General features: G+C 38.5%; 20 protein-coding genes and 1 CRISPR repeat array. Of the genes, 10 read left to right on the top strand and 10 right to left on the bottom strand.

Translation table 11 applies throughout. The annotated features are described in order from the left end of the window. Positions 1 to 13: 13 nt before the first annotated feature. The 9 genes from PRIP_RS05950 to cas2 all read left to right on the top strand — a co-directional run bounded on the left by PRIP_RS05950 (position 14) and on the right by cas2 (position 9,185). Positions 14 to 940 carry an NADP-dependent oxidoreductase gene (locus tag PRIP_RS05950; RefSeq protein WP_036100119.1) on the top strand — a complete coding sequence of 309 codons (927 nt, stop codon included), beginning with the start codon at positions 14 to 16 and terminating at the stop codon, positions 938 to 940. A gap of 178 nt (positions 941 to 1,118) precedes the next feature. Further along, a complete protein-coding gene (cas6, locus tag PRIP_RS05945) occupies positions 1,119 to 1,841 on the top strand; it encodes a CRISPR-associated endoribonuclease Cas6 (RefSeq protein ID WP_036100117.1) in 723 nt (240 codons plus the stop codon). Between the two features lie 12 nt (positions 1,842 to 1,853). Then, entirely contained in the window at positions 1,854 to 3,527 is a 1,674-nt protein-coding gene (cas8a1, locus tag PRIP_RS05940) for a type I-B CRISPR-associated protein Cas8b1/Cst1 (protein WP_036100116.1), read from the top strand. Beyond that, complete coding sequence (gene cas7i, locus PRIP_RS05935; RefSeq protein WP_036100115.1) at positions 3,517 to 4,386, top strand: type I-B CRISPR-associated protein Cas7/Cst2/DevR; 870 nt, start codon at positions 3,517 to 3,519, stop codon at positions 4,384 to 4,386. Before cas8a1 ends, cas7i begins: the two co-directional genes overlap by 11 nt. Beyond that, positions 4,364 to 5,140, top strand: a complete 777-nt coding sequence (gene cas5b / locus PRIP_RS05930; RefSeq protein ID WP_036100114.1) for a type I-B CRISPR-associated protein Cas5b — start codon at positions 4,364 to 4,366, stop codon at positions 5,138 to 5,140. The genes cas7i and cas5b overlap by 23 nt, the downstream gene beginning before the upstream one ends. A gap of 48 nt (positions 5,141 to 5,188) precedes the next feature. Beyond that, positions 5,189 to 7,291, top strand: coding sequence for a CRISPR-associated helicase Cas3' (cas3, locus tag PRIP_RS05925; protein ID WP_241434094.1), 2,103 nt, complete (start codon positions 5,189 to 5,191; stop codon positions 7,289 to 7,291). Between the two features lie 120 nt (positions 7,292 to 7,411). Next, on the top strand, positions 7,412 to 7,900 hold the full coding sequence (gene cas4, locus PRIP_RS05920; RefSeq protein ID WP_036100112.1) for a CRISPR-associated protein Cas4: 489 nt from the start codon (positions 7,412 to 7,414) through the stop codon (positions 7,898 to 7,900). Positions 7,901 to 7,912: 12 nt separating this feature from the next. Beyond that, complete coding sequence (gene cas1b / locus PRIP_RS05915) at positions 7,913 to 8,902, top strand: type I-B CRISPR-associated endonuclease Cas1b (protein ID WP_036100110.1); 990 nt, start codon at positions 7,913 to 7,915, stop codon at positions 8,900 to 8,902. Between the two features lie 4 nt (positions 8,903 to 8,906). Then, complete coding sequence (cas2, locus tag PRIP_RS05910) at positions 8,907 to 9,185, top strand: CRISPR-associated endonuclease Cas2 (RefSeq protein ID WP_036100104.1); 279 nt, start codon at positions 8,907 to 8,909, stop codon at positions 9,183 to 9,185. 203 nt (positions 9,186 to 9,388) lie between these two features. Continuing rightward, a CRISPR array of direct repeats spans positions 9,389 to 10,915; the repeat unit is 30 nt; unit sequence GTTTTTATCTAAGTAATGTGAAATGTAAAT. A gap of 83 nt (positions 10,916 to 10,998) precedes the next feature. Here cas2 and PRIP_RS17395 read toward each other — a convergent pair. The 7 genes from PRIP_RS17395 to PRIP_RS05880 all read right to left on the bottom strand — a co-directional run bounded on the left by PRIP_RS17395 (position 10,999) and on the right by PRIP_RS05880 (position 15,635). Beyond that, positions 10,999 to 11,262, bottom strand: coding sequence for a Rossmann-fold NAD(P)-binding domain-containing protein (locus PRIP_RS17395; RefSeq protein WP_206538187.1), 264 nt, complete (start codon positions 11,260 to 11,262; stop codon positions 10,999 to 11,001). A 19-nt stretch (positions 11,263 to 11,281) separates the two neighbouring features. Further along, positions 11,282 to 11,863 (bottom strand): SDR family oxidoreductase, encoded by a 582-nt coding sequence (locus PRIP_RS05905; RefSeq protein ID WP_206538186.1) that lies wholly within the window; start codon positions 11,861 to 11,863, stop codon positions 11,282 to 11,284. A gap of 198 nt (positions 11,864 to 12,061) precedes the next feature. Next, positions 12,062 to 12,550 carry a signal peptidase I gene (gene lepB, locus PRIP_RS05900; protein WP_052008745.1) on the bottom strand — a complete coding sequence of 163 codons (489 nt, stop codon included), beginning with the start codon at positions 12,548 to 12,550 and terminating at the stop codon, positions 12,062 to 12,064. Position 12,551: 1 nt separating this feature from the next. Then, positions 12,552 to 13,193, bottom strand: a complete 642-nt coding sequence (locus PRIP_RS05895) for a hypothetical protein (protein ID WP_149023767.1) — start codon at positions 13,191 to 13,193, stop codon at positions 12,552 to 12,554. 315 nt (positions 13,194 to 13,508) lie between these two features. Beyond that, positions 13,509 to 14,204: an IS3 family transposase gene (locus PRIP_RS05890; protein ID WP_036100101.1), complete on the bottom strand. Its 696-nt coding sequence runs from the start codon at positions 14,202 to 14,204 to the stop codon at positions 13,509 to 13,511. 56 nt (positions 14,205 to 14,260) lie between these two features. Then, the gene (locus PRIP_RS05885; protein WP_036100099.1) at positions 14,261 to 14,959 is read right to left on the bottom strand and encodes a helix-turn-helix domain-containing protein; all 699 of its coding nucleotides are present in this window, start codon (positions 14,957 to 14,959) and stop codon (positions 14,261 to 14,263) included. 160 nt (positions 14,960 to 15,119) lie between these two features. Further along, complete coding sequence (locus PRIP_RS05880) at positions 15,120 to 15,635, bottom strand: GrpB family protein (RefSeq protein WP_036100097.1); 516 nt, start codon at positions 15,633 to 15,635, stop codon at positions 15,120 to 15,122. 96 nt (positions 15,636 to 15,731) lie between these two features. On the opposite strand from PRIP_RS05880, the gene PRIP_RS05875 reads away from it, so the two are divergent. Continuing rightward, a complete protein-coding gene (locus PRIP_RS05875) occupies positions 15,732 to 16,103 on the top strand; it encodes an iron chaperone (RefSeq protein ID WP_036100095.1) in 372 nt (123 codons plus the stop codon). A gap of 46 nt (positions 16,104 to 16,149) precedes the next feature. Here PRIP_RS05875 and PRIP_RS05870 read toward each other — a convergent pair whose 3' ends face one another. From PRIP_RS05870 to PRIP_RS16180, 3 genes are all read right to left on the bottom strand, one after another. Then, a complete protein-coding gene (locus PRIP_RS05870) occupies positions 16,150 to 17,337 on the bottom strand; it encodes a class I SAM-dependent rRNA methyltransferase (RefSeq protein WP_036100093.1) in 1,188 nt (395 codons plus the stop codon). A 96-nt stretch (positions 17,338 to 17,433) separates the two neighbouring features. After that, on the bottom strand, positions 17,434 to 17,781 hold the full coding sequence (locus tag PRIP_RS17290) for an NlpC/P60 family protein (protein WP_173400776.1): 348 nt from the start codon (positions 17,779 to 17,781) through the stop codon (positions 17,434 to 17,436). A gap of 103 nt (positions 17,782 to 17,884) precedes the next feature. Beyond that, entirely contained in the window at positions 17,885 to 19,276 is a 1,392-nt protein-coding gene (locus PRIP_RS16180; RefSeq protein ID WP_173400770.1) for a LysM peptidoglycan-binding domain-containing protein, read from the bottom strand. Between the last annotated feature and the right edge of the window lie 163 nt (positions 19,277 to 19,439).

Below are 19,439 nucleotides of genomic sequence, written 5' to 3'. Positions count from 1 at the left end.
GGAGGAATACAAAATGAGAGCACTTGGATTCAACACATACGGGCCACCAGAAGTCTTTGAAGAGCTAGAATTACCAAAGCCAACACTCAGTGAAAAAGACGTTTTAATTAAAGTCCAAGCCATAGGAATCAACCCGTATGACGCATTACTTCGTGCAGGAACTATGCAAAAAATAAGGCCACTCGAATTCCCAATCGTTCCAGGTAGCGATGTTGTCGGCGAAATCGTAGAAGTCGGCTCGAAAATCAAACACTACGCAATCGGCGATATCGTCATTGGCCACCCTAGCATTGGCGGCTACGGCGAATATGTCGCTATCTCCAGTGCAAAAATCGTGAAGAAACCCGCAGAAATGAGCCTAGAAGAAGCAGCAGGCCTAGCTTCCGTTGGCACAACAGCTTATTTCGCATTACAACTAGCAAAATTAAAAAAGAACGAAATCCTAATCATTCAAGGCGCTTCCGGAGCAGTTGGTTCCATTGCCGTCCAAATTGCAAAAGAAGCAGGAATTCACGTAATAGGGATTGCGAATAGTAGAAATCGAGATTACGTTAGTGCATTAGGAGCCGATGAAGTCGTGGCATATGACGAAGAAAATCTTGCTGAAGCATTAGCTGATAAAGCAGATGTCGTGCTGGACGCCAGTTTTGGCGGAAAAGGCGCAGAAGAGGGCTTGCGGTACGTGAAAAAAGGTGGTCGTTATATTTCGCTTACTAGTCTTCCAGAGAATGCGGAGGAGAAGAAAGTGAAGACGATGCGGATGACACGGACGAAAGATATGAAGGATAAAGAGGCGCTTGGTTATCTGGCAGACTTGTATCGCTCGCATAAATTACGACTCAAAACAGCTGAAACGCTCACATTTGATCTTCGTGGGATAATAGGGGCACATCAGTTGATTGATAAGAAGAAAGTAGCTGGGAAGCTGGTTTTGAAGTGATATAGTTGGCAAATAGACACCTAATTCTGTATGGAATTAGGTGTCTATTTTGTGAACAATTGGAAATAAAGCATATGAATTTACCTGTTAATAAGTGCAAAGAATAGATAAAATGTTTTATAATGTAAGTGGCTGTATAAATTATTACAGACTGACGAGATGCAAATGAGGTGATTACTTGAGACTGAAAATTATGTGTGATTTAAGTAATGAAAAGTTTCCATTGAATTTTAGACGAAAAATATTGATGGTTTTCAAAACAGGCCTGCAAAAAGCATATCCAGAAATATTTGCAGATTTATATGGAGCTAATCGGCAAAAAGATTTTACTTTTGCGGTGTACTTCCAAGATGCTGTATTTGGAAAAGAAGACATTACAGTGAAGGGAAAGCGCTTAATAATTAATTTTTCAACAGGAAATGCAGAGCAGGCAATCATGTTTTATAACGCATTTATGGAATTGAGAAGAGAGCAAATCAAGATTTCGGATGTGTGCCAGCTAGAAGTGAAATCAGTTGATATGGTTCGAATTGCTCCGATTGAGACGGAAAGCATTGTACTCCAAACGCTATCTCCAATTGTATGTCGCGATCATAACCGAGAAACACAGAAAGACTGGTTCTATATGTTCGAAGACGAGCAATTCATCCCGATTTTGAAACGAAATTTACGTATCAAACTAGAAGGCAAATATGGAAGTTTTATTGCGCAAGACATTGAAAAAATGAAAATCAGACCAATCAACATGAAAAAAACAGTCGCGCAGCACTACGATATTTCCATTGTATGTTCTTTGGGGTTAATTGAGATTGAAGCAGAGAAGTATTTGTTAGAGCATATTGTTGAATCAGGATTCGGTGCGCTTACCGGCATGGGATTCGGTATGCTTGCGCAACAATAGGGAGGTGAAATCATGAGAGAAATAGAATGTCGAACTGGAGATTGGCTGTTTAACGCTGGCCTCGTCGGATTTGTGAATATTGTCGGCAAAGAAAATGTTCGAATAGAAGGACAGCGTTTATTTTTTGATACAGCATTACTAGATGGATTTGAGGAGTCTTATTTTGCATATTTCATAAAAGCTTACGAAAAGACACTTTCTTGGTATAAAATCATTTCGTACAAAGAAGAAATGGAACGGCATCGTGAAGCAGATTTTTCAGATTTTGATGAGTTGTCGCTAGATAGGCTTAATAATTATATAGCGATTGCTAAATATTATTTGAAAAGCAATAGTTATGTCGGCGCATATCCGCTTATTGATGAAACGAAAGATCCTGTCCAATGGGGGAAAAATCTTACTAAAGTTGGGCAATTAAAAAAGAAAGAAACATTCGAAGAAAGGTGCACAGAAATTATTCAGAATGTAAAACAAGTCTATACTCAATTAGACGAGATTATTGATTTTTGCCAAAGTCAAAAAGGGAAGAAATATTTAGCTGCTAAAAACGTGATTTATACGGTAATTAACAATGGCTGGAGTGGTGTTAGTTTTCTGTACTCGCAGACAAAAGAAAAAGATTGTTATATTGATTATCGGAAAAGCTTTGTAGAACCTGTATTAGAGCATCTTGAGACAAACTTAGAAAAGGCGAAATTCAACTGTATTACTTGTAATGAACCTATAAAAAATATGAAACTTGATTTAAGTTTTATGAATGAAACAGGTTTTGATACAGCAAGAAAAACATCACATGTCTGGGATTTCAACAATGATATAGCAGTTTGCCCAGTGTGTAAACTCATCTATTCGTGCGTTCCAGCAGGTTTCACATATGTTTATGGTAATGGCATCTTCATTAACGACTCCATAAATATAGACACGTTGCATGCAGTAAATAAGAAGGTTCATAATGAAATTCTACACCATAGCACAGAAAATCTAACATCAACGAGTCCGTACCGCGCATTAATCGAAGCAATCACGAATCAAACAGAAGATAAGCGTCACTACGAACTTGCAGATATTCAAGTAGTGCGCTATGAAAACGAAACGTACCGCTTCAACATTTTATCAAAACGTGCTTTGAAAATATTTCGAGAATCCAAAGAAACATTGAAAACGATTCAAAAATGTGGCTTAAAAGAAGGCAATCTGAACATAAATTTCTACCAAGAAACAGTTCGCCGTCTTATGAATAATGAAAATTTATTTACGTTTATTCACAAAACGATGTATTTAAAAGTAACTAATGTTAGCAACACCTACTACCATATGGGGCATGTAGGCGCATTGCTTAGCATCAACACTAATTTTTTAAAGGAGATAGAGGCGATGACAGACATTTCGAAAGGGCAAATCTGGCACATTAATAAATGCGGTACGGAGTTCAAAAAAGCATATCCTGAAAACAAATTAAGCGGTTTTAATTACAAAATACTAAACGCGCTAAAAACCAATAATCGTGATGCGTTTATGGATATCATTTTAAATAGCTACTCTTATTTAGGCAAAGCAATACCAGACTTCTTTTTAAAAGCATTCACAAATGACGAGACTTTTAAAACTGTCGGATATGCTTTTATGGTTGGCGTAAATGGGCCATTAGAAAATAACGAAAACGGGGGAAATAAGGATGAAGAGTAAAGGACTAGCAATGACAATTATTTTTCAAGCGGAAAGTGCGAACTACGGGGAGAGCTTGGGGAACATTTCAGCACTTAAAAAAATATCGCGAAACAACGGCGACCAGTACACGTACATATCTCGCCAAGCAATTCGCTATAACATGATGGAGCAGGTGGGTGAAAATCCTGCTCCGGTAAAGGCAGAAGGAAGTGGGGACAAGAAAGTTATCCAATTCCTAAGCGAGGCAACTATTACAGACTATCCAGAATTAGATTTCTTCGGCTATTTAAAAACCGAAAAAGGCACACAAGGACAAAAACGTTCTGCAAAAGTACGCTTGTCCAATGCTATCTCGCTCGAAACTTTCAAGGCTGATTTGGATTTCTTAACGAATAAAGGACAAGCCGATAAAGTCGGTGAGAACATGAACATTGCCCAAGCAGAAATTCATCGCTCTTACTATCGCTACACTGTAACCATCGATTTAGACCAAATTGGTATCGACGGACAAGTTGAAATTGACAACAAAGAAAAAAGCCGCCGTGTTCAAAAATTGATGGATACAATTGCATTATTGTATCGAGATATTCGTGGACGTCGTGAAGATTTAAAACCGCTATTCATTGTTGGTGGCGTTTATGATGTGAAAAATCCAGTTTTCCAAAATGTTGTGGATATTAAAGATAACAAGATTCTTGTAGATAATATCTTAGGTGTCATTGACTATCCTGGCATTAAAGAAAATACAAAATGTGGCGTCATCGATGGACAGTTTGATAACACATCAGAAATCAAAACAGAACTTCACGCCGAATCCGTACCAGCATTTTTCAAAGACCTTAAAGAAAAGATTGATGCATATTATGAAAGCAATTAGAATTAAGCTATGGCAGGATTTAGTGAATTACAAGAAACCAACTAGTTTTCAGTTAAAAGAAACATACCCATTGCCGCCATATTCCACCGTTATTGGAATGGTGCATACGATGTGTGGCTTCACGAGCTATCATCCGATGGAGATTAGTATTCAAGGGAAGTATTTCTCGAAAGTAAACGATTTGTACACGAGATATGAATTTAAAAATGGTATGACATTCGATAAAAATCGTCATCAGCTAAATGTTGATGGTTACGGGATAAGTCGTGGTGTTGCTACGGCGGAATTGCTCGTGGATGTAGAATTATTATTGCATATCGTTCCTGAGGATCAAAGTCTAGTAGATGAAATTGCTCAAGCATTTGAAGTGCCACAAGAATACCCATCGCTTGGTCGACGTGAAGATATTGCGACGATACAAGAAGTAAAGGTAGTCCAGATTCGTGAAGTCGAGGCAGAAGATGACATTTGCTTAGATAGAGACTATGGTGCATACGTACCGAGTTCCATATTAGGCAAGCTAACTTTTACACCTGATATGCACAGTAATATCGGTAGGAATGACATGCTAGGAACCCGTTATTTACTCACTGATAAATATGAATTGGTAAATCGAGGCACGGCTAAAGCTCCTAAGATGTACCGAAACTGGTCCAAAAAAGATGTTTTTTACACGACTTCGATTTTGGTATCAGAAGAGGATGAATTTTTCTTAGATGAGGATGGAAAACCAGTATTTTTAGAGTTTGCTTAAATAAGTCGGGAGGGGGATTATCTCTCTCCTTTTTTTGGAGGTATAGTTGTGAACCGATATTTAGCGAAATCAAATCCAGAAGAAACAATCCAAGAACATACTGATAATTTATTAACGAACTACAAAATCTTGCAAGAAAATTATCCTGATATTCCGGTTAACTGGTATTTTTTGAAGTTGGCATGTCTAACGCATGATCTTGGAAAGATGAATGTATATTTTCAAGAAAAAGTATCTGGTGGAAGGCGCAACAAAAAAGAAATCCCTCATAATTATCTTTCTGTAGCGTTTGTCCCTTATAAGAAATTGAAGGAAGATGGCTACTCAAAAGAGGAAATTCAACTTTTATTTCAAGCGGTTGCACGCCATCATGAGCGTGATATTCATTTTACATTGGAAGAATGGTCGAGTGAGATGCAAAAGTTGGAACAAGAGTGGAACGGATTTACATATGAGGCATTAGGGAAAAATCGGGCTTATCGAAATCGTATTCCTTCCAAGTACTATCAAGTTTCTGTACGAATTTTTGAAGGGGATAATGCGCAAAGCTTCGAACTTTTCATCCAATATGTTCTTCTAAAAGGTCTCCTAAACCGCATCGACTTCGCAGCGAGCGCCTACATCGACGTCGAAAAACCAAACAACTTCTTAGAATCTGCATTAAACAACCAACTTGAAACCTTCCGCAAATCAAACCCTGCCGCGGATTGGAAGCCTTTACAAAAATACATGTATGCCCATCAACAGGATAATATTATCGTTGTCGCGGAAACAGGAATGGGGAAAACAGAAGCTGGTTTGCTATGGCTCGGTAATAATAAAGGATTTTTCACGCTACCTTTACGCACAGCGATTAACGCGATTTACGATAGGCTTGCGAGTAGCGAAACAGGCATTATCCGCGAAGACGTGACGGATAGGGTGGGGCTTTTGCATTCGGAAACTTACGGGCAGTATTTGCAACGCGAAAAGGATATTCAGGACATCGAGGAGTACTTTACAAAAACGCGCCAGATGTCGCTACCAATCACTGTTTGTACATTAGATCAATTGTTTGATTTTGTCTTCCGATATGCAGGATTTGAGCCGAAATTGGCGACGTTATCTTACTCCAAAGTTATTATCGACGAAGTGCAAATGTATTCACCGGACTTGCTTGCCTACCTCATCGTGGGGCTTTCCTATATTCAAAAAGTGGGCGGTCAATTTGCGATTTTAACAGCGACATTACCGGGAATTATTCCTGATTTGCTAGCGGAAAATGGTGTTTCTTTTACGCGTGCCGAAGAGGATTTTATTTCGGATCGGATTCGCCATAGTTTGGAAGTGGTGCATAAGCAGATAAATAGTGATTTTATTAGTGATTTTTATGATGGAAATCGGATTTTGGTGATTTGTAATACGGTTCGTGTAGCTAAAGAGATGTACGAGAATTTGGAGAAAATATATGGTGACGAAGTGAAGTTGATTCATAGTCAATTTATTAAGCGAGATCGGAATGCGAAATCAGATGCTATTTTGGCGGATGGGCATAAGACGAGCGAAGGGCCTTGTATTTGGGTGGCGACGCAGGTTGTTGAGGCTTCGCTAGACATTGATTTTGATTTGCTGTTCACCGAGCTATCTGATTTGAACGGATTGTTCCAGCGCATGGGTCGTTGCTATCGAAATCGAGAACTGGATGTGGCGACGAACGTCTATGTTTTTGACGAAAAATGCTCCGGAATTGGAAAAAATAGCGTCATTGACCCACTAATTCATCAAAATTCGAGAAAAGCGTTGCAAGAAGTGGGAGGTCCGATTTCAGAAGCGGAGAAGTTAGCGCTTATTGATCGCGTTTATTCTACCGAAGCACTAGCAGGTAGCGATTATTATGAAACCGTAATTTGCAATATCAACTACGTAAAGTCATTTCACACATACGAGCTTGACAAAAAGACCGTACGCGAAAAATTCCGCAATATTAATTCGGTGACGGTCATTCCAGAACCAGTTTTTGATGAAAATCGCGCTGAAATTGAGGGATATATGGCGGAAATATCAAAGCCTGGAAAAGAAAATAAACGAAGCAGAATGGAGGCCAGAACTAAATTATCCGAATTTATGATGGATGCGCCTGGATACATCGTCAAAAAAAAGCGAGTTGGATAAAAAGGAAATGACTAAATATGAAACAATTAGTGTTTTAAAATGTAACTATAGTTCTGAAATCGGCATTACACTAAAAGAGCCATCTCAAGAAAATCTATTCTTCTAAAAGGAGGCACACCAATGAGAATAAGCGGAACACATGTCTATTATTATTTTGTTTGCAAGCGGAAATTATGGTGCTTTTCGAAAGCGATTCGGATGGAACATTTGGACGAAAACGTGCAGCTTGGCAAGTTGCTGGATGAATCGAGCTATAGTCGGGACGCGGGTCAGGTGATGATTGATGAAACGGTAAATATCGATTTTATCCGTGACTGGAAAGTGCTCCATGAAGTGAAGAAAAGCCGAGCTATTGAAGAAGCGGGAATTTGGCAGTTGAAGTATTATATTTATTTCTTGCGTGAAAAAGGAATAGCGATTGAAAATGGCATTATCGACTATCCAAAATTACGGCGCCGTGAAGAAGTGATACTTACGGAATCTGATGTGGCGCGACTTAAAGAAGTGATGGCAGACATCGAAAAAATAACCACACAACAAAAATCACCAAAGCTTGAAGAAAAACCGATTTGCAAAAAATGCGCGTATTTCGAGTATTGTTTTGTGTGAGAGGAGACCGATATGGAGAGTTATTATTTATTTTCAAATGGTGAGTTAAAGCGAAAAGACAATGTGATACGGCTAACGGCGCCAGACGGTCGTTTTAAAGATTTAAAAGTCGAGATGACTCGCGAAATTTTTCTATTTGGCGAAGTAGATTTAAATACGAAATGCTTGAATTATATTGGTCAGCTTGGCATTCCAGTGCATATTTTTAATTATTATGGATTTTATAGTGGTAGTTATTACCCGCGCGAAGCCAACGTTTCCGGGGAACTCCTAGTAGCGCAAGTAACCCATTATGTGGATGAAGCGAAGCGGCATGAAATCGCGGTTCAGTTTGTTGAAAGTGCTTCGTTTAATATTTTGCGAAATTTGAGGTATTATCGGCAACGGGATAAAGACGTGGACGCTGCGATGGCTGAAATTAAATTATTACGGAAACGAATCGCAAAAACAGCGAATATTCAAGAGCTGATGGGAATTGAAGGAAATATTCGCAAAGTCTACTACCGAGCGTGGCAGGCCATTATTAATCAGGAAATTGACTTTGAAAAACGGGTGAAAAGACCACCAGACAATATGATTAATACATTGATTTCATATGTTAATTCACTTGTGTATTCTAGTTGTTTGACAGAGATTTACAAAACGCAGTTGGACCCTGCAGTCAGTTATTTGCACAGCGCGGGTGAACGCCGATTTTCGCTTTGCCTAGATATCTCAGAAGTCTTCAAACCACTAATTGCTGACCGTTTGATTTTTAGCATGTTGAATAAAAATATTATTACAGAGAAAGATTTCGAAAGAGAAGCGAATTTCTGTTATATGAAAAAAGAAGCGCGACAGAAGATTTTACAAGCTTATGATTTGCGAATGAAAGAGACAGTGAAGCATCGCGAGTTAGCTCGAAATGTCTCGTACCGCCATTTAATTAGGCTTGAATGCTACAAACTCATCAAGCATTTAATGAATGATAAGCCGTATGAAGGCTTCAAGATTTGGTGGTGATACTATGTATATTATCCTGATTTACGATATAGCAATGGATAACGGTGGCCCGAAAGTATCGAGAAATATTTTCAAAATCTGCAAAAAATATTTAACCCACGTGCAAAAATCTGTCTTTGAGGGCGAGATAACCCCAGCCTTACTTGCAAAATTACGAATGGAATTAGATCAGTATATTCGTGATGAAGAAGACTCTGTCATTGTGTTCTCAAGTCGAAATGAAAGATGGCTCGAAAAGGAGTTTTGGGGCGTTGCGGATGAGAAAACTTCGAATTTCTTTTAATACATCAAAAAATCTGTCGACCTCCAGTAGTGCAAAATAATGGGGACATCGACAGATTTTTATAAAGCGCTGATGTGAATGGGTTTGCACCTGCTTTCGGAGTTTACACTGTAAGGTTTGAGAGCGAAAATGTAGGATTTGTTTGTCGGTCGACAGATTTGGGTGTTTAAGGTATGATGGGAGTAAGCGTTGAGAGGGTACCTGTTTTTATCTAAGTAATGTGAAATGTAAATTCATTAAAGCGCAACAACAAAACATCAACTTTTGGTTTTTATCTAAGTAATGTGAAATGTAAATAAATACAATAAAATCCATTTTCTCATTCTCCCTCTAGTTTTTATCTAAGTAATGTGAAATGTAAATTCCGAAAGTGAATGTAGTATACACCGCGTGGGAATCGTTTTTATCTAAGTAATGTGAAATGTAAATACAACATATGGCTGCTTTGTTAATGATTCAATATGTTTTTATCTAAGTAATGTGAAATGTAAATCAGAAAGGTTGATGAAATGTATGAGCGAAGTATTGAAAGTTTTTATCTAAGTAATGTGAAATGTAAATCTTCTTTTATATGCCTGTATAGCTATTTTATCTGCGTTTTTATCTAAGTAATGTGAAATGTAAATCCTTTTTTTATACTTTCTAGTTGCGAGTTCAAAAATGTTTTTATCTAAGTAATGTGAAATGTAAATGAATGTGCGTTCGCTGTAACAGAGATTGGCGATGTAGTTTTTATCTAAGTAATGTGAAATGTAAATGCGTCTGAACCTTTTAATCCATTTTGCGCAAAACGTTTTTATCTAAGTAATGTGAAATGTAAATAGCGCTAATACAGTAGAACAGCCTATCAGCATAAGTTTTTATCTAAGTAATGTGAAATGTAAATAGCGTTTTTAGAATCCCATGCGCAATTGCACGGCGTTTTTATCTAAGTAATGTGAAATGTAAATATTGAATAGTGTGACCGCCGTGAACAAATAAAAAAGTTTTTTATCTAAGTAATGTGAAATGTAAATACTATTATCCTGTACGATGATAATTCTAACGAGATTTGTTTTTATCTAAGTAATGTGAAATGTAAATTTTAGTTGCGAATTCAAAGCGCGCATTTGTGATTTTGTTTTTATCTAAGTAATGTGAAATGTAAATGAGACATCTCGGGATACGATGATGGAATACATTGTTTTTATCTAAGTAATGTGAAATGTAAATGATTCTTGCTGTGCTTGCTTTGATAAGTCATATGCGTTTTTATCTAAGTAATGTGAAATGTAAATATAATGATTGTATCCGTTTAGGCGCCTTACCCTCTGCGTTTTTATCTAAGTAATGTGAAATGTAAATAAGGCTACTTATTATGATGAAATACTAAAATCAAGTTTTTATCTAAGTAATGTGAAATGTAAATTTTTTAACGTCTCCTTTTAGCTCTCGACTGCCTAACGTTTTTATCTAAGTAATGTGAAATGTAAATGTTCTTAAAAAAAAAGAGATAGTAATAGAAGTAGGATGTTTTTATCTAAGTAATGTGAAATGTAAATAGCGTAAATATAATGACGCGAACAGTTGATAAAGAGTTTTTATCTAAGTAATGTGAAATGTAAATAAAACAGAAGTAGAAGTTTGGTTTAGGAAAGTAATTGTTTTTATCTAAGTAATATGAAACATAAATTAGGAAAAGGGCGCACTTATACACCCCCTTTTTTACCAGAGTAATGTGAAATATAAATCTAACTATTTACGATTGTTTTGGCAGACATTCTCTTAATCTAATGAGTAATGTCTGCGGCCAATGCAATCTATTCTCCAGCCATTACAAAAAATACTCACGATAATCTTTAACATACTGATCAAACGAAGTAGGCTCATGGTGCAATAATTCCTTTGCTGTTGGGGTTATTTGTTTTGCGTTTCCCATTTGGGTAATGAAGTAAAGCATGGTCATGACGTTGGCGAACGCTTTTGGGGTTCCGCGTTTTATTATCGTTGCGCGAAATCTTAATAGCGATGGCTTGCTGTATGTTATTTCTCTCCCTAGTATCGCGGTCATTTTCTCTGCTACTTCATAATACGTCAATGCTTCTTCTCCAGTAATGCTATATTTTTTTTTCAATATGTTGTGGGGTATTCATCAAGCAAATAGCAGCGATTTCTCCAATGTCGCGTGTATCAATAAAGCTCGTTCGCGCTTTGCCTGCAGGTATGAATAAATCATCATGTTTTTGAATATCTTCCTGATGTGTCGTATTGAGATTCTGCATGAAAAAACTAGGACGTAAAAAAGTAAATGGAAGGTCCAGGCGCATCATTTCTTTTTCAATCTTATGATGTGGTGTTACCGGATTCTTCTCAACTCCAATAAGCGAAACAAAAACAACATGCGCAATTTGCCGCTCTTTTAGAAAGTGTAAAAATGGGAACATGTCTTCCTTAGGCTTCGATAGTTGGGGTGGACGGACAAAGAAAACTTTTGAAATACCTTCTAGTGCGCTGGCATACGTGCCCGCATCTAAAAAATTAAAATGCACAACATCCACCAAGTTATTACCTTGCCACAGTGCTTTACTTTTTTCGAGATTGGAAACGCCGGCACGAACTTGATGTCCCGCTTCTACCAATGTTTGAACAACTGTGAAGCCGATGTTACCAGTGGCTCCTAGAACTAATATTTTTTCCAAATGAGTCATCTCCTTCTAAAAATTTGATTGTGTATCTTTTTTTACATGTGCGATAGGAATACCGTAATAGTATATCATGATTGGAAAATTAAAAAAAGCCCCCAAAAATGATTTGAAGGCTCTCTAGGTTGGTAGAATAAATACTAAGGACTACGCAAAGCAATATTTTGAGTGCATTTTCTGGGTTAGCGGGAATAGTTATTTAGTAGGCGTGTACCTAATAACACCGATAATTTTATCTATGTTAACTGTCCCGTATAACCTGCTATCATCACTTAGTTGACGGTTATCTCCTAGTACAAAGTAATGATTCTTTGTTATTTTGTGAGTAGAAAAATTTTTGGTTAGATAATTGGGGTCTGTATCCGAGAGTCCCATTATAAAATCTTCGTACACTAATTTTCCATCTACGAATAAATGATTATCTTTATACTGAACAACTTCTTGAGGTAACCCAATTACCCTTTTAATCATTAAATCAGATGAATCTGTATCTTGGAATACTATAATATCAAATCTATTGATGTTACCGATTTTCGATTTCACCATTAACTTTAACTCACCATCGGTAAGGCTTGGATTCATCGAATCACCATTTACCATGACTAATGAATATAGATACTTGTTAATGCAAAATATTATTCCTAAGCACAGGATAACTCCAAAAATTATTTTTTGTTTGTTCACATCAGAATCCCATTGTATAGGAAGTATATTTTTTGTAAGCCATATCTCGCACAGGTAAAATTAGATAGTATATTTTATTTCCTTTAAAAGTTGCAGTTCCAGATTTTTTCCCACTTTTTAATGAATGATAACTTGTTACACTTTCCCACCCTATAGGCCATGGGACCCCAGATTGATTTGACCAAGTAGATACAGCAGTAATTTTTTTATCCTTATCCTTAGTTACTCGAGCATATCCCTTGGTTGTAGATACACCGTTTGACCAGAGTGTTTTAGAGGCAGTAGAACTAGCAGCATTAGCTTTAGAAATAAATAGAGATAAGATAGGTATATCGGATATTGCAAATGTAGATTTCTCTTCATTCTCTACTAGTACATTTTCTTTAGCCAGCGCTTCTTCTTTAGCTTCTTCTTGGGCTAAAAATTTGTCTAGCTCATCGATTGTATTAAATTTAATTGGAATTGCCCCAAGTTCTTTTGCTTCTGCTACACTTATTTCCTCTAAGTCGTATTTTTCCTCAACAGTGTCTAATTTTTTACTTATACTTGTTGCTTCAACCGTTTGTAGAGGATACATAATTACTAATAGTATAAGTATGAACATTAAAGCCGATAATCCTGTTTTTTTTTCAAAAAAAACCACTCCTTTTTATGTAATAGTTTATTAAAAGCGCTTTCTATGTTATAATAACATAGAATATGGAGATAATGCAATACAAATTACATATTGGGAGGGTAAAATGAATAATACTTTTGACATTATATACACAATTGTAATAATTGCAGTTACAGTTGCACTTGTAGGCGGTTTTATGTATTGGCTAGTTCGTCGTTCTAAAAAATAAGTTAGACAGGTTATGATCAATTTGAACTGCTCCCTGTCAAGTAGACAGGCTAAAAAACAAAAATAAATGGATTTGTTTAGGTCAAGAAAAAGTGCTGCCAACACAAAATAGTTTTAAATAATGGCCTTATTTCGATATTCACTCGGAGTAAGGCCATTAAATTTGGCGACAACACGCTCATTCTGGTAAAAATCGATGTAGGTATGAATCCCTCGGATTAATTCGTTTTCTGATTCAATGGAATGGAGGTAATAATATTCTGCTTTCAGTGTTCCCCAAAAACTCTCAATCGGCTGATTGTCTAAACATTTGGCGACACGCGACATACTCAATTGAAATTGAAATTTCTCCCTTAGTTGTCTGTACGCATGACTGGTGTATTGAAACCCTCGATTACTGTGAATCATAGGTCTTGCTTTTGGGTTACGTTTTATCGCTCGCTTTATCGCGCTTAGGTATTTTTTACGCCTGTTGCCATACTTTAATTCTGTCACATCCGTACACCATTTTTCATTGGGCTGTGTGGCATGGAATTGGCAACAAAGCATATTTTTAGCCGTGTGCTCTGCCGTGGGTTTAAACCATTTTGGTTTTTTTCGGCGAATTCTTTTCCAATTATAGTTCGTATGTAAAGCACGATTGACCGCTAAGGTCATCCGACGATAGCCGTAAATATGATGCACTTGTTCCGCAATTTCGATTATTTTTTTCTCCAGTTCTTGATTTATTAACTCGCTAACAGAGGCTTGGCGGTTTAGCCATTTGTAGTAGGAAGACTGAGCAATCCCTGCTACTTCGCATAATTTCACAAGGGGATACTTTTCCCGTAGTGCTGCGATGACACAATAGATATCCTCTTGTCGGATTAATGAAAGTCTTGGTATTTTTGCTCGATCCACTGCAACTTTTTTGCGATGGCGTTCTCTATTTCTAAGCGTTCGTTTTGTGCCTCTAGTTCTTTGATTCGTAGGGTGAGCATTTCTGTTTCTGTGAGCTCTTCTTTTGACTTGGAACTACCGCGCCGATCTTGTAATGCGTCTTCTTCTAGCGCTTGATATTTTTGTACCCAACTGTACACTTGATTGTAGGAAACCTGGTAGGTTTCGGTAGCTAGTTGGTAGTTTTTTTCATGTGCGATGGTAAACGGCGTAATTTCTAATCGTTCTTTAAACGTTGTTTTTCGACCTGGATAATACATGTTGGATTTCCCCTTACTCGGATTTGTCAATTTGCTGACTTCTCCATTAGTATACTTGGAAATCCATTGATTGAGAACACTCGTGCTTGAAATCTGGTAGGTGCGGAGTACTTCTTGAATGGTATCTTTGCTTACAAGTCGAGCTTCTACCGCCTTTCGTTTGAGCGCCTCACTATATTTTTTGTTCGTATGCTTTTCCTGTAAGCCCTGTAGCCCATCGAGCTCCCATCTTACAATCCACGTCTTGACGGTTTCGAATTGGATTCCTAACTGTTTGGACATACTAGTAATAGAAATTTCCCCTTGTAAACATTTTTTTACTGCTTCGTATTTTTCCTCCACTGAAAAACGTGTGCGTTTAGACATATAAAAAAACTCCCTTATAAAATAGATTTGGAATTTTTGTTTTTTCCATTGTCTACTTTATAGGGAGCATATCAATTTTCAAGCAGGAATCTTGTTTTTACACTTTAGAAAAGTGTAGCACAAGATTCCTATTTTTTTCAGTTGTTAAAGTTGTGTTAATCTAATTTACTTTTTTCCAACGGATTGCTTCTCGCTCCATCTCTTTCACAAACGCATCTTTCCCATCACAATACCCATCAATATCATCCGGATACTCGGTGGCTAGCTTGGCTTTTAGCTCACCGTAAGCATTGGCAGCGTCTTGATGTGTGCGCAAATAATCGCGGACGGCTAAATGACGGGTAATATCCACTTGATTTGCTTCCTCAAAAATATGAATTTGGTGTGTGCGTGTCTCAGCTCCTTTACGGAAATAACGACGGCCAGGCATGCCAAATTCACCCATGCATTCATAGCCCAACTTTTCAAAAGCGTTATTATGGGCGTCGACAGCGGTGATATTTCGAACGACTGGCATGATGTCGATAATTGGCTTTGCTTGTAAGCCTGGCACCGAGGTGCTGCCGATATGGTAAATGGCGACGAGATTATCTCCTAGAATCGTGGAAATTTGTTCGGATTCGCTTTGGTACATTGCTGGCCATGTGTTGGAATAAGTAACAACTTGTATTTTCATGAAAAACTGCTCCTTTTTTGTTTGTATTTTGGTTTGTTTACGTTAGAATGGAAGTAATCGAGTTTTATTATAGCGCAACCATTAGGAGGGGAACACGTGGAAGTTTTTGAAGAGTATATTGGAAACATTGAAAGTCCTGAGCATCAGGCGCGTATGGCGGAAGTGCTAGCGTGGATTGAAACGGAATATCCGGATTTGGGACAGCGAATTGCTTGGAATCAGCCAATGTTTACGGATCATGGGACGTTTATTATCGGGTTTAGTGTATCTAAAAAGCATATGGCGATTGCTCCAGAAGGGGAAGGTATGGTTCGTCTGGCGGACGCGATTGCTGCTTCCGGCTATCCCACAACCAAAATGCTTATTCAGATACCTTGGGACAAACCGGTGGATTACACGCTAATCAAGACGATTATTGATTTTAATATTGCAGATAAAGCGGATTGTACGACGTTTTGGCGCAAATAAAGACAGAACCTGCGAATGCTATGGACTAGCGCGCAGGTTTATTTTTTTAGGCTACCTCTAAAAATAAGACTTTTAAATAATTGCCTTCTTTGAAAGTTTTGCGTGTTGCGAAATCGGCTGGGAGGGTGAATTCTTCGACGATTTTGTAACGGCGGTTCTGGTTGGTGAAGGCTTCTTGGACTACTTTTTTGAATTTGTCCATGCCGTATCCTGCGTAGTTGGTGGATGCGACGATGATACCGTTTTTATTGGTGATCTGGATGCTTTGTTCTAGGAGCTTGCCATAGTCTTTGGCGACGCTGAATGTTGTTTTCTTGGTACGGGCGAAGCTGGGTGGGTCTAGGATGACTAGGTCAAAGCTCAATTCTTTGCGGCTGGCGTATTTGAAATACTGGAAGACATCTTCGGCCATGATGGTGTGTGCTGCTGGGTCCATGCCGTTGACGCTGAATTGTTCGCGTGTTTTTGGAATGCTACGGTTTGCAACGTCGATATTGGTTGTGTGTGTGGCACCGCCAAATGCTGCGGCTACAGAAAAAGCCCCTGTGTACGAGAATGTATTCAAAACGGTTCGACCTAAGGCATATGTGTCGCAAATGGTTTTACGAACATCACGCTGATCTAAAAAAATGCCAGTCATTGCGCCATCGTTTAAATATACTGCGTAGTTTATACCATTTTCTTTGACAATCAGTGGTTCAGGAGCCACTTCGCCTGTCAAAAAATCATCGCTTTCTACGTATTGCCCCTTGTCATCGAAGCGGCGTTTTTCATAGATGCCTCGAGGTTCTAATACGTCGTGTAAAGCCGCAATCAGTATGTTTTTCCATTCGTAAATGCCATGGCTATACCATTGCAAAACTAAGAAACCATCGTAAAAATCGATTGTAAGACCGCCTAAACCATCGCCTTCTCCGTTGAAAATACGAAATGCGGTGGTCGCTTCGTCATGAAAAAAGGCTTGCCGTTTGGCGAAGGCTTCTTTGAATAGGGTTTGGAAGAACGCTTGATTTAATGGTTGTGACTCGTCGTGCGTCAGTATCCAGCCGATGCCTTTATTTTGATTCCCGTGGTAGCCTTTGGCGATAAAGCGATTATTTTCATCTGTGAGTCGTAGAATGGAGCCTTCTTTTAGGTCAGGCAGACTTTGCAAGACGTCTTTTGTTAGTAGGGGGTAGCCTTGTATGTATTGGTTGGCGTATTTCTTTTTTATTTTCAATGTTATTTCGTTCATTCATTTCATCCTCATTTAAAAAGTGATACTTTTACTATATCATAATGGACAACAAAAAACCGCAACGAGAATGCCCGTCACGGTTTTGTTTATTTTTTAGAAGTTTGCTACGCGGCCGTAACCAACAAGGTATTTCGCCCAGTAGCCAGATGTAATATTGTCATACTTCACGCCGTTGTCTTGCGCATCAATCATTTGACCGTTCCCAACGTAGATTCCAACGTGTGCAATACCGCTTCCGTAGTTAAAGAATACTAGGTCGCCTGGTTGTGCTTGGCTTGCGCTGATTTTAGTTGCTGCAGCGTACTGTGAGCCAGATGTACGTGGAATAGAAATGCCTAATTTAGCGAAGACATATTTTGTATAACCAGAGCAATCAAATGTTGATGGGCCATTTCCGCCCCAAGAATAAGCTTTGCCTAGGTGCTTTTCCGCTTCGTTGATTAGGGAGCTGTAGCTGGCAGAAGCTGATGATGAGTCACTGCTGCTATTTGTGCTTGAACTGCTACTGCTATTATTATTTGTATTAGAAGGTTTGCTAGCATTGTTATTGTTTGTAGGTTTTGTTTACGTTTGTTGTGTTGGATGCTGTGCCTTTAACTTTTAATACATCGCCGACTTGTAGGCTATCGCTTGTCGCGTTATTTAGTGCTTTCAAGTTATCTACTGTTGTGCCAAATTTTTGTGCGATTGTGTAGTATGAATCGCCACTTTGGACAGTGTAGTTCGTTGTGTTAGATGTGTCTACAGTAGGTTTGCTTGGTTTAGTAACGCTTGGAGCTGGATTGCTTGGTTGTTGTGTGTCCGGCTTTACGGTTGGTTGTTGTGTTTCAGGTTTTACTTCTGGTGTTTGTTGTTCTTGTTCTGTCACTGTTTCTTTGACAGGTGCTGAACCTTTGACTTTCAACTCATCACCAACAATGATGGTATCATCAGACAGATTGTTCAACGCTTTTAGGTTAGCTACACTAGTTCCGAAAAGCGTTGCGATTTTACCAAGGGAATCACCGGCTTGCACTGTGTATGTAGATGCATTTGTGTCTACTTGAACGACCGGAGTTGCTTCTTTTTGCTCCTCTTTTGGAGGTGTGGTTGGAGCTTGTGCTTCTTCTTTAGCTTCTTCTTGAACAGGAGGTGTTGCTTCTTCTGTTACGGTTTCAGAAGTCTCTTCTTTTGGAGCTGGTGCAGTGACTTCTTGCTCAGCTTGTGGTGCTTTTGCTTCGCTTTCTGCTACTGCTAAAACTTGTCCAACATAGATAGAAGAGGAGGATAGGTTGTTCCAAGACATTAATTTTTGAACGGATACGCCAAATTTGGTAGATAACGCCCAAAGTGTGTCACCGTTTTTTACTGTATAGGTTGTTGCGTTGGCAGAGACTTCTTGTTCTGCTACTGGTTGCGTTACTTCTACTTTTGGTGCTTCTGCTGGTGCAGGTGTTGCTGTATCTTGCTCTGTTACTGTTTCATTTGTTGTAGCTGGAGCGCTAGGTGTTGGTGCGGAAACAGGAGCAGTTACTTCGGACACGTCAGATAGGTATTTACCGTTTACGTAACCAGTTTTACCGTCTGCGTATTCGACTTTGTTCCAGCCGTTTGCTTCTGTGGATTGGACAGTGACTTGTGTACCGCCTTTGATAGAAGTGATGATAGAATTATCAACGCTTGGACCTTGGCGAACATTTAGCCATGTCGCATTAACAGCTTTTGCTGCTTCCTCTGTTTGTTTTACGATTTCTAATTTTTGACCGGGATGGATTGTATCTGAAGTTAATTTATTTGCTTTTTTAATGGTATCAACGTCAGTACCTGCTTTTTGTGCAATTCCCCATAGTGTGTCCCCTGCTTGTACAATGACTGTGTTCGCGGATGCGATAGTTGGTGCTGCAAAGGCCGTAACCGCGATTCCCGCCGTTGCCGTTGCTAGTGCCGCCTTTTTCATATTTTTTAAAACTCCTTCCCACTCTTTTGATTCTAGGTCTTTATTTACATACTCATGTAATACCCATTTTACGGGGAAATAATTTAAATTACAAATGGAGAAATAAGGATTTGGCGCGAATCTATAAACACGCGGTATTTTCTGTAACATTGCTGTAAAGAGG

Origin of the sequence: Paenilisteria riparia FSL S10-1204, from assembly GCF_000525995.1 — a bacterium.
In the GTDB taxonomy this organism is placed as follows: Bacteria; Bacillota; Bacilli; order Lactobacillales; family Listeriaceae; genus Listeria_A; species Listeria_A riparia.
This window is presented reverse-complemented; position numbering and strand designations above follow the sequence as displayed.

Bases quoted from the DNA above. Each gene is read 5' to 3' on its own strand.
- PRIP_RS05880 (WP_036100097.1), bottom strand. From the start codon at position 15,635: ATGAAAATACAAGTTGTTACTTATTCCAACACATGGCCAGCAATGTAC.
- PRIP_RS05870 (WP_036100093.1), bottom strand. From the start codon at position 17,337: ATGAACGAAATAACATTGAAAATAAAAAAGAAATACGCCAACCAATAC.
- cas5b (WP_036100114.1), top strand. From the start codon at position 4,364: ATGCATATTATGAAAGCAATTAGAATTAAGCTATGGCAGGATTTAGTG.
- cas2 (WP_036100104.1), top strand. From the start codon at position 8,907: ATGTATATTATCCTGATTTACGATATAGCAATGGATAACGGTGGCCCG.
- cas1b (WP_036100110.1), top strand. From the start codon at position 7,913: ATGGAGAGTTATTATTTATTTTCAAATGGTGAGTTAAAGCGAAAAGAC.
- PRIP_RS05885 (WP_036100099.1), bottom strand. From the start codon at position 14,959: ATGTCTAAACGCACACGTTTTTCAGTGGAGGAAAAATACGAAGCAGTA.
- cas7i (WP_036100115.1), top strand. From the start codon at position 3,517: ATGAAGAGTAAAGGACTAGCAATGACAATTATTTTTCAAGCGGAAAGT.
- PRIP_RS05950 (WP_036100119.1), top strand. From the start codon at position 14: ATGAGAGCACTTGGATTCAACACATACGGGCCACCAGAAGTCTTTGAA.
- cas8a1 (WP_036100116.1), top strand. From the start codon at position 1,854: ATGAGAGAAATAGAATGTCGAACTGGAGATTGGCTGTTTAACGCTGGC.
- cas4 (WP_036100112.1), top strand. From the start codon at position 7,412: ATGAGAATAAGCGGAACACATGTCTATTATTATTTTGTTTGCAAGCGG.
- PRIP_RS16180 (WP_173400770.1), bottom strand. From the start codon at position 19,276: ATGAAAAAGGCGGCACTAGCAACGGCAACGGCGGGAATCGCGGTTACG.